Here is a 14,186-nt window from a genome sequence, read left to right as displayed (position 1 = left end):
ACCAAGTCGGCGCTGCCACCGCGGCCGTACGCCTGCTGACCGATACGCCTGCTGATTGGCCGTCAGGGGCCGTCCGGGTCCGCCCTGTTGAGGGCGGGCCTCGGGGTCGGGCCCGAGGTCATCAGGACGTCCGCGGCGGAGGTGTCCGTCACCAGGCTGGTGACGAGTCCGGACCGCAGCACCGCGTCGATGGCGGCCGCCTTGCGCGCACCGCCCGCAATCGCGACGACCTCGGGGATACGGCGGAGCTGGTCGGTCTTGACCGTGATGCACCGCTCCCCCAGGTCCCGTCCGACCCGGCGGCCCTCGGTGTCGAAGAGGTGCGCGGACATCTCGGCGGCGACTCCGAGGGAGGCGTAGTGCGCGCGCTCCTCGTCGCTGAGCATGTCGTGCACCGTCGAGATGCCCGGCTCCCAGGAGCCGATGGAGACACAGGCGACCGTGACCTTGTCGAAGTACTCGAAGGCGCGGGCGATCCCGGTCTGGTTGCGCAGTGCAGCCGCGGTGGCCGCGTCCGGCAGCAGCATCGGCGCGTAGATGGGGTGGGCGTCGCCGCCGGAGACCTGGGCGGCGCGGCGCACGGCCTCGACCGAGCCGCGCTCGGCCGTCCCGGCGTCATAGACACCCGTCAGCTGCACCACCGTGCACGGTGGCAGCTTGTCGAGGGCCGCGGCCATGTGGATGGTGGAGCGGCCCCAGGCGAGACCGAGCACATCGCCCTCGTTGACCAGCTCGCCGAGCAGGTCGGCGGCCACCTCACCGAGGTTCTCGGGGTCGGGCGACTCGTCGGCCTCTGCCGGTGACTCGACCACCACCGCGTGCCTGAGGCCGTAGCGGGCGCGCAGCGCGTCCGAGCGCTCCGCGTCCAGCTCGGCGGGGACCCGGATCTCGATGCGTACGAGGTCCCGCTCGAGCGCCGTCTCCAAAACCCGGGCCACCTTGAAGCGGCTGACGCCGAACTCCTCCGCGATCTGGATCTTGGACTTGCCCTCGAGGTAGAAGCGGCGGGCCATGGCCGCCGCCTGCACCAGCTCAGCGGGTCCCATCCGTACTGCTGACCGGCCCGCCGTCATACCCGACACGGCGATCTCCTCACTGCTGTTCACGCACTGGATTCGCCGTTCATCCTTGCAGATTCGGCGTACTTGATCCGCCCTGATGGGCGGCGTTCACGTAGCTGTTCACGTTCTGGTCGGTCAGTGGTCGCATGCCCAGGACGCCTTGGCGGTCACCTGCTCCGCCTGGGTGCGCAGTGCACGTACCGCCTCGGCCGGGTCGTCCGCCCCGTACACGGCCGATCCCGCGACGAAGACGTCCGCGCCCGCCTCGGCGCAGCGCTCGATGGTGGAGGCCGAGACACCGCCGTCGACCTGCAGCCACAGCTCCAGGCCGTGCTTGCTGATCAACTCGCGGGTGCGGCGGATCTTCGGGAGCATGATGTCGAGGAACGCCTGCCCGCCGAAGCCCGGCTCCACCGTCATGATCAGCAGCATGTCGAGCTCGGGGAGCAGGTCCTCGTACGGCTCGATGGGCGTCGCGGGCCTGAGTCCCATGGACGCGCGGGCGCCCTTGGCCCGGATCTCCCGGGCGAGTCGCACCGGGGCGGTGGCCGCCTCGACGTGGAAGGTGACGGATGCGGCCCCCGCTTCGACGTACTGGGGCGCCCACCGATCGGGGGCCTCGATCATCAGGTGGCAGTCCAGCGGGGTGTCCGTCGCACGGGCCAAGGACTCTACGACCGGCACACCGAGCGTGAGATTCGGGACGAAATGGTTGTCCATCACGTCGACATGGAGCCAGTCGGCTCCCTCGACCGCCTTCGCCTCGTCCGCGAGGCGGGCGAAGTCGGCGGACAGGATGCTGGGGTTGATCTGCGCTGCCATGCCCCAAGCCTGCCATGTCCGGGCACGTTTGTTCGCGCCGGTCCAGACCTGGGGCGTTCTTCGGATGCCGCAGCGGGCCCCGGCGTGCCATGCTGGGCGGCTCACGGTTACGGGGGTGGCCATGACCGAGGGGAAGAGGGACGGCAAGGGGCACGGACGCCATGTGCGCCGCGGCCTCATCGGAGTCCTGACCGGGCATCGCAGCAAGTGGGTCATCGTGGCCCTGTGGCTGGTGGTGCTCGTGGTCGCGGCGCCGCTCGCCTCGAAGCTCACCGACGCCCAGGACAACGACGCCGCGTCCTGGCTGCCGGGCTCCGCGGAGTCCACCCAAGTCCTGGACGCGTCCAACGAGTTCAGGCCGGAGCAGATCCCGGCCGTCGTCGTCTACGCGCGCGAGGGCGGGCTCACCGCCCAGGACAGGGACACGATCGCGCAGGACGCCGACCAGCTGAAGCGGCTGACCGCGCACGGCGTCCGCGGCGCCGAGACCCGCGGTCCCGTCTACAACAGCCGGTCGGCCCCCGAGGCGGCCCAGATCTACGTGCCGATCACGATGGACGCGAAGGGCTGGGAGGAGATCGCGCCCGCCGTCGACTCCATCCGCGACCGGACGGGCAGCGGCACGGGCGGCCTCTCCGTCCATGTCACCGGTCCCGGCGGCACCTCGGCCGACTTCTCCAAGGCCTTCGAGGGCATCGACTCGACGCTGCTGCTCTCGGCGATGGGCGTCGTCATCGTGATGCTGCTGCTCACCTACCGCAGCCCGACCCTGCTGTTCGTCCCGCTGATCGGCGTGGTCGTCTCCCTGTTCACCGCGCAGGCGCTGGTCTACCTGCTGGCCGAGCACGCGGGACTGACGGTCAACGGCCAGAGCGCGGGCATCCTGACGGTGCTCGTGTTCGGCGCGGGGACGGACTACGCCCTGCTCCTGGTCGCCCGCTACCGGGAGGAGCTGCGCCGGCACGAGGACCGTCACGAGGCGTTGGCCCTGGCCCTGCACCGGGCGGGTCCGGCCGTGCTGGCCTCCGGCGCCACGGTCGTCATCAGCATGCTGGTGCTGCTGGCCGCCGAGATGAACTCCACCAGCGGCCTCGGCCCGGTGGCCGCCATCGGCGTGGCCGTCGCGCTGCTGGCGATGCTCTCGCTGTTCCCGGCCCTGCTGCTGATCCTCGGCCGCTGGATCTTCTGGCCGGTGATCCCGCGCTTCGGCTCGGCCGACCCGACCGAGCGCGGTGTCTGGGCCCGCACGGGCCGCACCATCGCCCGCAACCCGCGCGCGGTCTGGGCGGCGACGGCGGCGGCCCTGGCGCTCGTCTCCCTCGGCCTGCTGCAACTGCGGGCCGAGGGCATCAGCAACGCGGACGCGTTCACGGGCAAGCCGGACTCGATCACCGGCCAGGAGGTCTCGGAACGCTACTTCCCGGCGGGCAGCGGCGATCCGCTGGTGATCGTGGCGAACCAGGACCGGGGCGCCGAGGTCCGCAAGGCGGTCGCGGGCACCAGGGGCGTGGTGCCGCGGAGCCTCACGGTCCCGCCCGGCACGAAACCCTCGTACCGGGGCCGGGTGCTGTTCGAGGCCACGATGACCGACCCGTCCGACAGCGAGGCCGCGAAGCACACCGTCGAGCGGGTCCGGGACGCCGTCCACGCGGTGCCGGACGCCGACGCCCAGGTGGGCGGCGGCAGCGCGGCCCTGCTGGACCAGGACGCGGCGACGACGCACGACAACCTCGTGATCATCCCGGCGGTCCTCGTGGTCGTCCTGCTGATCCTGGGCGCCCTGCTGCGGGCCCTGGTGGCCCCGCTGCTGCTGATCGCCACCGTGGTGCTGTCGTTCGCGGCGGCCCTCGGCGCGAGCGCGCTCGCCTTCCGGCACATCTTCGACTACGCGGGCGAGCAGACCGACTTCCCGCTGTTCGTCTTCGTGTTCCTGGTGGCGCTGGGCATCGACTACAACATCTTCCTGACCACGCGCATCCGTGAGGAGGCCGCCCACCGGGGCACGCGCCCCGGCGTGGTGACGGGCCTCGCCGCGACCGGCGCGGTCATCACCTCGGCCGGCCTGGTGCTGGCGGGCACGTTCGCGGCCCTCGGCACGCTGCCGATGGTCGCCTTCGCCGAGATCGGCTTCGCCGTCGCGCTCGGCGTCCTGCTGGACACCTTCGTCGTACGGTCGGTGCTGGTCACGTCGCTGTTCCTGGACGTGGGCCGGAAGGTGTGGTGGCCGCACCGGCTGGCCCGCGAGGACGGCGTGGCGCCCGACGCGGCCCGGCCCGGGGCGCGGATCAGCCAGTCCTCCGAATGAGGGCCAGATACATGGCGTCGGTGCCGTGCAGATGCGGCCACAGCTGTACGTCGGGGCCGTCGCCGAGGTCCGGTACGCCCGGCAGGAAGGGGCGCGCGTCGACGAGTTCGGCCTCGGGGTGCTGCTTGAGCAGGTCGTCGACGACGGCCCTGGTCTCGGCGAGGTGCGGCGAGCAGGTGGCGTAGCCGACGATGCCGCCGACCCGTACGGCGTCCAGGGCGCCGGCGAGCAGGGCGCGCTGCAGCGGCGCGAACCCGTCCAGGTCCTCGGGGCGGCGCCGCCAGCGCGCCTCGGGCCGCCTGCGCAGGGCGCCGAGCCCGGTGCAGGGCACGTCCATCAGCACACGGTCGAAGGAGCCGGGGCGCCATGGCGGCCGGGTGCCGTCGGCGGCGATGACCCGGTAGGGCCCGGGGTTGCCGTCCAGGGCCCTGGCGACGAGCCCCGCGCGGTGGGGCTGCTTCTCGGAGGCGAGCAGGGTGGCACCGCGCTGGGCGGCGAGCGCACCGAGCAGCGCGGCCTTGCCGCCGGGGCCCGCGCACCCGTCGAGCCACAGCTCGTCCCGGCCCTCGACGGGCGCTGCGGCGAGCGCCAGCGCCACGAGCTGGCTGCCCTCGTCCTGCACGCCCGCACGACCCTCCCGTACGGCCTCGATGGCGCCGGGTTCGCCGCCCTCGGCCAGCCGCACGGCGTACGGGGACCAGCGCCCCGGCACGGCCGCCTCCTCGCCGAGCAGTTCCTCGGTGGTGGCCCGTCCGGGCCGTGCGACGAGGGTGACCTCGGGCCGTTCGTTGTCCGCCTCCAGCAGCCGCTCCAGACCGGCCCGGCCGCCGCCGAGGGAGTCCCACAGCGCGGAGACGACCCAGCGCGGGTGCGAGTGGACGACGGCGAGATGGTCCTCGGGGTCCTCGTCGTAGGGCGGTGCGACGCGCTCGATCCAGCCGTCCAGGTCGTGCTGCGCGACCTTGCGCAGCACCGCGTTGACGAACTTGGCCCGGCCGTCGCCGAGCACCACCCGGGCGAGCTCGACGGTGGCCGACACGGCGGCATGGGCCGGGATCCGCGTCCCCAGCAGCTGGTGCACACCGAGGCTCAGCACGTCCAGCACCGGGGGGTCGACCTCACGCAGCGGCCGGTCCACACACGCCGAGATGATCGCGTCGTACGTCCCCTGCCGCCGCAGCGTGCCGTACACCAGCTCGGTCGCGAGCGCCGCGTCCCGCGCGTCGAAGTCGTCCTTCTCGCGCGCCTTGCGCAGCAGCGGCGGGAGCACGAGGTTGGCGTACGCGTCCCGCTCGTCCACGGCCCTCAGCGCGTCGAACGCGAGGATGCGGACGGGGTCCTTCTTCGGCCGCCGGTAGGGCTTGCCGGGCCTGCGCGGCCCACGGGAGGTGTCGCTCACGAAAAAGGTGCTCCGGAAGTCTGAGAGAGATACGCACCAAGGGTACGTCCCGCCATGACCCGCACGTCGTGCCGGTACCGCTGCTCGTCGTACGGGCGTCTCCCGCTCGTGGTTCCCGTGTCCGGCGCTCTCGCGCCGCTACTCGCCGAGCGTCTCCCCGTCGGTGATGCGCGCGCCGCGCGCCCAGTCCGCAGCCCGCATCGGCTTCTTGCCCTGGGCCTGCACCCACAGCAGCTCGACGGCGTACGAACCGGTGCCCGCGTGCACGCTGTTCTTGCCCACGGCCAGCTGCGCCGGCCCGAGGTCGGTGCGGTCCGGCACGGGCGTGACCTGGATGAGCTTGAGCCGCTCGCCCCGGAAGGTGGTCCAGGCGCCGGGCGCCGGGGTGCAGCCGCGCACCACCCGGTCGACCCTGAGCGCCGGGGTGGCCCAGTCCACCCGGGCGTCCTCGACGGTGATCTTCGGCGCCATGGTGATGCCCTCGGCGGGCTGCGGCAGCGCCTTCAGGGTGCCGTCCTCGATGCCGTCCATGGTGGCGGCGAGCAACCCGGCGCCGGCGAAGGCGAGTCGGGTCAGCAGGTCGCCGCTGGTGTCGGTCGGGCGGATCGTTTCGGTGACCGTGCCGTACACGGGTCCGGAGTCGAGTCCCTCCTCGATGAGGAAGGTGGACGCGCCCGTCAGCTCGTCGCCGGCCATGATCGAGTGCTGCACCGGCGCGGCACCGCGCCAGGCGGGCAGCAGCGAGAAGTGCAGATTGACCCAGCCGTGGGCGGGGATGTCGAGGGCGACGCGGGGCAGCAGCGCGCCGTAGGCGACGACGGGACAACAGTCCGGCCCGATCTCCCGCAGCCGCTCCAGGAATTCGGGCTCCTTCGGCCTGAGCGGCTTCAGCACCTCGATGCCCGCGTCCTGCGCCCGCTGCGCCACCGGTGAGGCGACGAGCCTGCGGCCGCGGCCGGCGGGTGCGTCGGGGCGCGTGACGACGGCGGCCACCTCGTGCCGCCCGGAGGAGATGAGGGCGTCCAGGGCGGGAACGGCGACCTCGGGGGTACCGGCGAAGACGAGCTTCATGGGTGGGCGGGGCCTCTCGGGCGGGGGCTGTTGCGGCGACATGCAAGTCTATGACCGTGGCCGGACGGTGCCGCGTCGGTGTGCGCGGACGGGCGGGAATCGGTCGAGGTCCGCGGCGCGCGACCGCCTCCGGGGGCGTATGCATATGCCCCTACGCCCCCTGACCGTGACCCCCGGAGCAAAAACACGTTGGTCAAGAAAGAGTTGACCACAACGGGCCGCGTCACGCGGCCCGGACCCTTTTCATCGCCGGTTCGAGAGGCTTGTTCATGGCCGACCACGCAACCCACGACGCCCAGGCTCGGGCCAGCCTGCACTTGCTGGTGCGGGACATCGAGCGGGTCCGCCGGCAGGTGGACGCACTGCGCACCCTCACCGCGCAGTTGGGCAACGTCTACCGTCCGCGCCGCTCCGGTCCCTCCACGGGCTTCGTCGTCTACGGACGTGCGCCCGCACCGACGGTCCGTCTCGCGCAGGAACTGCGGGACAGCGTCGAGACCCTGGTCACGGCCGCGGTGGACTTCGACCGCTCCCTCGGCTTCTCCTGGGACGCGGTGGGTTCCGCACTCGGCGTCACCAAGCAGGCGGTGCACCGGCGTTACGGCGCCCGTCGCGCCGCGACCCAGGCCGCCGCCGAGAACGAACGGGCCACCGAGCCGACGGGCTCCCTGCCGGTCGGCGTCAACACCGGCGTCCAAACGGTGCCGACGGTCCCCGCGGCCCGCTCCATGCCGACCCAGCCAACAGCAGGCAGCCCCGTCCTCCGCGAGGACCCAAGGCCCACAGCTTTCCCCGGCCCCCGCAACGGCTGAGCCACCTCCTCTCCCCTGCCCTCCCGGCACGGCGCTGGGAGGGCAGATGCGTGAGGCGGGGCGCTTGCGCGCCGGGTCGCGGGTGCCGGGTTGGGGGCGCCGGGTGCCGGAGCCGGCTCAACCGCTGCCGGGCAGATCAACCACACGCGCACCGCGAACTCCCCCGCGGCAACTTCACCCGATATCCGGCGGATCAACCCGCACCCGCACCGCCAACTCCCCCGGCCCCCGCGCCATCCGTGCCGCCTGGGCGGACTTCAGGGCCGAAGCCAGCGCGGCGCCGCTCCCCGGTGGTACCCGGATCAGGGCGCGCTCCCAGTGCTCGCCGGGGGGTGGCGCGCCCGCCCGACGAGGTCGGCCCGCTGTGGTGACCGGTAGGGGTACGGGGCCCAGTACCTCGGCGTCGCCCGGCAGTTGGACCGTGCGCAGGAAGTCGGTGACGGCCTCCCCCGGTCCGGACACCGCCGCCATCCGGGACACCGGTGGGAAGCCCAGCTCGGCCCGTTCGGCGAGTTCCCGCACCGCGTGTCCGACGGGATCCCAGCGCACCAGCGCCTGCACCGGCCGCAGTGTCGGCTCGGCGACGACGACCACGGTCCCTCCGGCGCTCTGCGGACGCACGAGCGCGGCGGCCGCCATCCATCGGCGCAGCGCGTCCTCACCGGCCCGCAGATCGGGCCGTCCGAGCATGGCCCAGCCGTCCAGCAGCAGGGCCGCCGCATAACCGCCCTCGGCGACGGGCTCGGCCCCCGGGGTGCTCACGACCAGCGCGGGCGCGCCCGGCACGGTGTCGAGCACATGCTCGCGCCCGGAGGTCCGTACGGCGACGGCGGGAAACGCCCGCCCCAGTTCCTCGGCGGTCCGCCGCGCCCCCACGACCTGTGCCCGCAGCCGGTGCGCCCCGCACTCCGGACAGTGCCAGGCCGCCTCCGCGCGCCCGCACCACCCGCACCGCAGGTCTGCCCCCGACTCCTGCGCCTGAAGCGGCCCCGAGCAGTGCCGACAGCGCGCGGGAGCTCGGCAGTTGGCGCAGGCCATCCGGGGGACGTAGCCCCGCCTCGGGACCTGTACGAGCACCGGGCCGTGCCGCAGGCCCTCCCTGACGGCCTGCCAGGCGAGCGTCGGCAGCCGGGCGGCCCGGGCGGCCTCGTCCCGGGCGAGGTCGCCGTCACCGACGGTCCGGACCAGCGGAGCGGCGCCCCGCACCTGCTCGCGAACGGCGACGAGCGGCCGGGCCCAGCCGCTCTCGACGAGCTGCGCGGCCTCCACGGTGCAGCTCCAGCTCCCCAGCAGGAAGGCGCACTTGTCGAGCGCCGCCCGCAGCAGCAGCACCTCTCTCGCATGGGGCTGGGGGGCGTGCTGCTCGCTGTGGCTGTCGTCCCCGTCGTCCCAGATGGCGACGAGGCCGAGGTTCTGCACCGGGGCGAACATCGCGGCCCGGGTCCCGATGACGGCCCGCACGGATCCGCGCCGCACCGCGAGCCACTCGCGGTAGCGCTTCTCGGGTCCGGCCTCCGCGGTCAGCACCGCATGCCGCCCCTCCCCCAGCAGCCCGGTCAGCGCGGCGTCGACCCGCGCGACCGCCCGACCGTCGGGCAGCACGACGAGCGCACCGCGTCCTGAGGCCAGGGTCGCGGCCACGGCACGCGCCAGCTCGTCGCTCCACTCGGGCCCGGGCAGCGCGTTCCACACCGCTCGCGGCGCGCCCCCGGACGCCAGCGACTGAAGAAAGCCGGCCCCTCGCTCGTACCGATCCCAGGACCCCGCCTCGGGCGCCCCCGGCGGCGGCAGCGGCTCGGGCGAGGGGCGCTGCTCGGCACGCGCGCTGCGCGGCGGCACCGCGAGCTGCAGCACGTCGGCGAGGCTGCCCGCGTACCGATCGGCCACCGCCCGCGCGAGCCCCAGCAGTTCCTCGCTCAGCACCGGCTCCGGCGAGACGACCTGGGCCAGCGCCGCGAGCGGCCCCGAGTAGTCGGACTCCGCGAGCCGCTCGACGAGGAACCCGTCGATGAGCCCGCCGCCCTCACGCCGCCCGTCGCGCACCCGGTGCCGTCCGGCCCCGAACCGCACCCGCACCCGTACCCCGGGCCGGGCGTCGGCGTCCAGCTCCTGCGGCACGGCGTAGTCGAAGTACCGGTCGAGATGCAGTACGCCCTTGTCGACCAGGACGCGCGCCACCGGCAGCTCCTCGGCCAGCGCGGCCCCCCGCCACGTCCGCGGCTTGGCCCTCGGCACCTGGGCCTTGCGCACGCTCTCCCGGATCAGCGCAAGCTGCTCGGGCGGCGCCCCCTCGGCCCCACCGTCCACCGGCCCGTCCTCGCTGCTCACCCCTGCATTCTTGCAAAGCCCACTGACAGTGCCGCGCGCCCGCGTTCCCGACCGGCGACGGGACGCTCGCTGCCGTGAACGCGCCGAGGCCCGGCTCCCCGCTGAAGGGGAACCGGGCCTCTCGGCACGTCGCAGAAACTACGGACCGACCGCCTTGCGGCAGGGACTACAGACCCACGGCCTTGCGCAGGGCGTCCACCCGGTCCGTGTTCTCCCAGGTGAAGTCGGGGATCTCACGGCCGAAGTGGCCGTAGGCCGCGGTCTGGGCGTAGATCGGGCGGAGCAGGTCGAGGTCGCGGATGATCGCGGCCGGGCGGAGGTCGAAGACCTCGTCGATGGCCTTCTCGATCTTCTCGGTGTCGATCTTGGCGGTGCCGAAGGTCTCGACGAAGAGACCGACCGGCTCGGCCTTGCCGATGGCGTACGCGACCTGGACCTCGCAGCGGGAGGCGAGGCCCGCGGCGACCACGTTCTTCGCGACCCAGCGCATCGCGTACGCGGCGGAGCGGTCCACCTTGGACGGGTCCTTGCCGGAGAAGGCGCCGCCGCCGTGGCGGGCCATGCCGCCGTAGGTGTCGATGATGATCTTGCGGCCGGTGAGGCCGGCGTCGCCCATCGGGCCGCCGATCTCGAAGCGGCCGGTGGGGTTGACCAGGAGGCGGTAGTTCTCCGTGTCCAGCTTGATGCCCTCGTCCAGGAGCGCCTTCAGCTCCGGCTCCACCACGAACTCGCGGATGTCGGGGGCGAGCAGGGACTCCAGGTCGATGTCGCTCGCGTGCTGCGAGGAGACGACGACGGTGTCGAGGCGGACGGCCTTGTCGCCGTCGTACTCGATGGTGACCTGCGTCTTGCCGTCGGGGCGCAGGTAGGGGATGGTGCCGTTCTTGCGGACCTCGGACAGGCGGCTCGACAGACGGTGCGCCAGGAAGATCGGCAGCGGCATGAGGGTGGGCGTCTCGTCCGTCGCGTAGCCGAACATCAGGCCCTGGTCGCCGGCGCCCTGGCGGTCCAGCTCGTCCTCGTCGCCCTCGACCCGCGACTCGTACGCGGTGTCGACACCCTGGGCGATGTCCGGCGACTGCGCGCCGATGGACACCGAGACACCGCAGGAGGCGCCGTCGAAGCCCTTCTTGGAGGAGTCGTAGCCGATCTCGAGGATCTTGTTGCGCACCAGCGTCGCGATGTCCGCGTACGTCTTGGTGGTGACCTCACCGGCGACATGGACCAGGCCGGTCGTGATCAGGGTCTCGACCGCGACCCGGGAGGTCGGGTCCTCGCGCAGAAGCGCGTCGAGAATGGTGTCGCTGATCTGGTCAGCGATCTTGTCGGGGTGACCCTCGGTCACGGACTCCGAGGTGAACAGGCGACGGGACACAACGCTCCCTGGGGTTGCAGCGGCTGCTGGCTGATCATTGGCGGACGGGCCCGGGGGCTGCGCCCGGCATCGTCCGAGAACAGTTTATCGGTCGTGCCCTGCGATCGGCCTCCCTGTCTCGCCTCTCGGGAGTGCTGTGACCTGGGGCACGGGCATTCTGCCCAATCCTCTGGTCGCTTGGCCAGGGGCGCCACACCTGTGTGGCAGTGGTTCGAGAGGTCCGGGAGGCGGCTGAAACGGTCAGCCCAGGCGCTGCGCCACCAGGTCCCAGACCGTTTCGGCCAGGTGGTCCTTGGGGCCGTGGGCGACCGGGGTCTCGGTGCCGTCGGCTCCCAGCACCACCGCCTCGTTCTCCTCGGAGCCGAAGGTCTTGCGCTCCCCCACCTCGTTCACCACCAGAAGGTCACAGCCCTTTCGCTCCAGCTTCGCCCGGCCGTTGGCCAGGACGTCGTCGGTCTCGGCGGCGAAGCCGACAATCACCTGACCGGCCCTGGCGCGCTCCGCCGAGATCTCCGCGAGGACGTCCGGATTGCGCACGAGGACGATCGGGTCGGGCTCCTTGTCGTCCTTCTTCTTGATCTTCCCGGCCGCATAGGCAGCGGGGCGGAAGTCCGCGACCGCGGCCGCCATGACGACGGCGTCGGCGTCCGCGGCGGCCTTCAGGACCGCCTCGCGCAGCTGCACGGCCGTGCCGACGGGGACGACGTCCACGCCCGCCGGGTCGGGCAGTCCGGTGTTCGCGGCGACGAGCGTGACCCGGGCGCCGCGCGCCGCGGCGGTGCGGGCAAGCGCGTAGCCCTGCTTGCCGGAGGAGCGGTTGCCGAGGAAGCGCACGGGGTCGAGGGGCTCGCGCGTGCCGCCCGCGCTCACGACGACGTGCCGGCCTCTGAGGTCGGGCTCGGTGACGCCGCGGTCGAGCACGCGGCGGCAGACGGCGTAGATCTCGGCCGGGTCGGGCAGCCGGCCCTTGCCGGTGTCGACGCCGGTCAGCCGGCCGACGGCGGGTTCGATGACGACGGCGCCGCGGCGGCGCAGCGTCGCCACGTTCTCCTGGGTGGCCGGGTGCTCCCACATCTCCGTGTGCATGGCGGGCGCGAAGACGACCGGGCAGCGGGCGGTCAGGAGCGTGTTGGTGAGCAGGTCGTCGGCGAGACCGTGGGCGGCCTTCGCGAGGACGTCCGCGGTCGCCGGAGCGACGACGACCAGATCGGCGTGCTGGCCGATGCGGACGTGCGGGACCTCGTGGACGTCGTCCCAGACCTCGGTGGAGACGGGGTGGCCGGACAGGGCGGACCAGGTCGCGGCGCCCACGAAGTGCAGGGCGGAGGCGGTCGGCACGACGCGCACCTCGTGTCCCGACTCCGTCAGCCTGCGCAGCAGCTCGCAGGCCTTGTAGGCGGCGATCCCACCGCTGACTCCCAGCACGACCTTCGGCTTGTCCACCGGGCCTCCCCTTCGTCGGACGTACGGACTCCATGACACACCACAGGCCCGACAGTCGCGCTGCCGGGCCTGTGGAAAAACCGAATGCGATACGAAAGTACTACTGCGCCGGGCCCTCGATGGCCTCGGACGTCAGCAGACCCGCGTTGATCTCGCGCAGGGCGATCGAGAGCGGCTTCTCGTGGACGTGGGTGTCGACGAGCGGACCGACGTACTCGAGGAGGCCCTCGCCGAGCTGCGAGTAGTACGCGTTGATCTGGCGGGCACGCTTGGCCGCGTAGATCACGAGGCTGTACTTCGAGTCGGTGGCCTCGAGGAGCTCGTCGATCGGCGGGTTGATGATGCCCTCGGGCGCGGAGATGGAAGAGGACACGCTCTACCTTCCGATGGATGGGAAAAGATCGGTTGCGATCACATCACTCGTGATCACAGGACATCCATCAAGGCTAGCAGCTCGCGAGCCACGTCCTCGACGGAGGTGTTGACCAGGGTCACGTCGAACTCGGGCTCGGCCGCCAGCTCGACCTTCGCCGCGTCGAGGCGGCGCTCGATCACCTCGGGCGGCTCGGTGCCCCGCCCGGTGAGCCTGCGCACCAGCTCCTCCCAGGAGGGCGGAGCCAGGAACACCAGCCGGCCCTCGGGCATGGTCTCGCGGACCTGCCGGGCGCCCTGGAGGTCGATCTCCAGCAGGACCGGCACGCCGGACTCCAGGTGCTCCAGCACGGCCGCACGCGGCGTGCCGTAGCGATTGCCCGCGAACTCCGCCCACTCCAGCAGCTCGCCGTTGGCGATCAGCTTGTCCATCTCCTCGTCGGTGACGAAGAAGTAGTGGACACCGTGCTTCTCACCGGGGCGGGGCCTGCGGGTCGTCGCCGACACCGAGAGCCAGACCTCGGGGTGTTCCTTGCGCATATGCGCGACGACCGTGCTCTTGCCGACCCCGGAGGGGCCGGAGAGCACGGTCAGCCGCGGACGTGCGTCCGGGGGCTCGGGGGTCGTCCCCCGGGATGTTGCAGCCATGCAGCGATTATTCCAGCAATCCCCAAGTGCCCGGGACGCCCGGTCCCGGGAACCCGGACTCAGGAGCCGGTGCTGCCGAACTCACGCTCCAGGGAGGCGATCTGGTTGGAACCGAGGCCGCGCACACGGCGGCTCTCGGAGATGCCGAGTCGCTCCATGATCTGCTTGGCGCGGACCTTGCCCACGCCAGGCAGGGACTCGAGCAGCGCGGAGACCTTCATCTTGCCGATGACGTCGTTCTCCTGGCCCTGCTTGATGACCTCGTGCAGGGAGGCGCCGGAGTGCTTGAGTCGATTCTTGACCTCGGCCCGCTCCCGGCGAGCCGCGGCGGCCTTTTCGAGCGCGGCTGCGCGCTGTTCAGGGGTAAGGGGCGGAAGAGCCACGCCTACGTCACCTCGGATGTCGAACTGTCGGATACGGACCGGTGAGGAACCTAGTCGCCCCACACCTGGGGAGCCACGAGCAACACGCTTGCCCGTTGACTCTCGTCGGAGACTAGCGGGCAAGTCCGCCAGAGTCAGCGAGAACAGCGGAAAAGTCCTGGTCAGCC

At 72.5% G+C, this 14,186-nt stretch carries 12 protein-coding genes; 2 read left to right on the top strand and 10 right to left on the bottom strand.

Annotated features, from left to right (window positions below; genetic code table 11):
• Positions 1-62: 62 nt before the first annotated feature.
• Together JYK17_RS19045 and rpe are read right to left on the bottom strand one after the other, a co-directional pair.
• Positions 63-1,106, bottom strand: a complete 1,044-nt coding sequence (locus tag JYK17_RS19045) for a sugar-binding transcriptional regulator (protein WP_108011316.1) — start codon at positions 1,104-1,106, stop codon at positions 63-65.
• A gap of 90 nt (positions 1,107-1,196) precedes the next feature.
• Positions 1,197-1,883, bottom strand: a complete 687-nt coding sequence (rpe, locus tag JYK17_RS19040; RefSeq protein WP_108011319.1) for a ribulose-phosphate 3-epimerase — start codon at positions 1,881-1,883, stop codon at positions 1,197-1,199.
• Positions 1,884-2,004: 121 nt separating this feature from the next.
• Between rpe and JYK17_RS19035 the strand changes: the two genes are divergently transcribed.
• Entirely contained in the window at positions 2,005-4,188 is a 2,184-nt protein-coding gene (locus tag JYK17_RS19035; RefSeq protein ID WP_222810866.1) for an MMPL family transporter, read from the top strand.
• Here JYK17_RS19035 and JYK17_RS19030 read toward each other — a convergent pair.
• Both JYK17_RS19030 and fmt read right to left on the bottom strand, forming a co-directional pair.
• Positions 4,169-5,587: an RsmB/NOP family class I SAM-dependent RNA methyltransferase gene (locus JYK17_RS19030; RefSeq protein WP_108011324.1), complete on the bottom strand. Its 1,419-nt coding sequence runs from the start codon at positions 5,585-5,587 to the stop codon at positions 4,169-4,171. The two genes, JYK17_RS19035 and JYK17_RS19030, sit on opposite strands and share 20 nt — an antisense overlap.
• A 138-nt stretch (positions 5,588-5,725) precedes the next feature.
• On the bottom strand, positions 5,726-6,658 hold the full coding sequence (gene fmt / locus JYK17_RS19025; RefSeq protein WP_108011327.1) for a methionyl-tRNA formyltransferase: 933 nt from the start codon (positions 6,656-6,658) through the stop codon (positions 5,726-5,728).
• A gap of 269 nt (positions 6,659-6,927) precedes the next feature.
• On the opposite strand from fmt, the gene JYK17_RS19020 reads away from it, so the two are divergent.
• Positions 6,928-7,470 (top strand): hypothetical protein, encoded by a 543-nt coding sequence (locus tag JYK17_RS19020; RefSeq protein WP_108011330.1) that lies wholly within the window; start codon positions 6,928-6,930, stop codon positions 7,468-7,470.
• Between the two features lie 174 nt (positions 7,471-7,644).
• On the opposite strand, the gene JYK17_RS19015 is transcribed toward JYK17_RS19020, so the two are convergent.
• The 6 genes from JYK17_RS19015 to JYK17_RS18990 form a co-directional block, all read right to left on the bottom strand.
• Complete coding sequence (locus tag JYK17_RS19015) at positions 7,645-9,798, bottom strand: primosomal protein N' (protein WP_108011333.1); 2,154 nt, start codon at positions 9,796-9,798, stop codon at positions 7,645-7,647.
• Between the two features lie 166 nt (positions 9,799-9,964).
• Complete coding sequence (gene metK, locus JYK17_RS19010) at positions 9,965-11,173, bottom strand: methionine adenosyltransferase (RefSeq protein ID WP_108011336.1); 1,209 nt, start codon at positions 11,171-11,173, stop codon at positions 9,965-9,967.
• Between the two features lie 240 nt (positions 11,174-11,413).
• Positions 11,414-12,616, bottom strand: coding sequence for a bifunctional phosphopantothenoylcysteine decarboxylase/phosphopantothenate--cysteine ligase CoaBC (gene coaBC / locus JYK17_RS19005; RefSeq protein WP_108011339.1), 1,203 nt, complete (start codon positions 12,614-12,616; stop codon positions 11,414-11,416).
• Between the two features lie 100 nt (positions 12,617-12,716).
• The gene (gene rpoZ / locus JYK17_RS19000) at positions 12,717-12,989 is read right to left on the bottom strand and encodes a DNA-directed RNA polymerase subunit omega (RefSeq protein WP_003977348.1); all 273 of its coding nucleotides are present in this window, start codon (positions 12,987-12,989) and stop codon (positions 12,717-12,719) included.
• A 53-nt stretch (positions 12,990-13,042) separates the two neighbouring features.
• Entirely contained in the window at positions 13,043-13,636 is a 594-nt protein-coding gene (gene gmk, locus JYK17_RS18995) for a guanylate kinase (protein ID WP_222810865.1), read from the bottom strand.
• Positions 13,637-13,695: 59 nt separating this feature from the next.
• Positions 13,696-14,019 (bottom strand): integration host factor, encoded by a 324-nt coding sequence (locus JYK17_RS18990; RefSeq protein ID WP_003977346.1) that lies wholly within the window; start codon positions 14,017-14,019, stop codon positions 13,696-13,698.
• Positions 14,020-14,186: the final 167 nt, after the last annotated feature.

The organism is Streptomyces plumbidurans (genome assembly GCF_019857225.1).
Taxonomy (GTDB): Bacteria; Actinomycetota; Actinomycetes; order Streptomycetales; family Streptomycetaceae; genus Streptomyces; species Streptomyces plumbidurans.
This window is presented reverse-complemented; position numbering and strand designations above follow the sequence as displayed.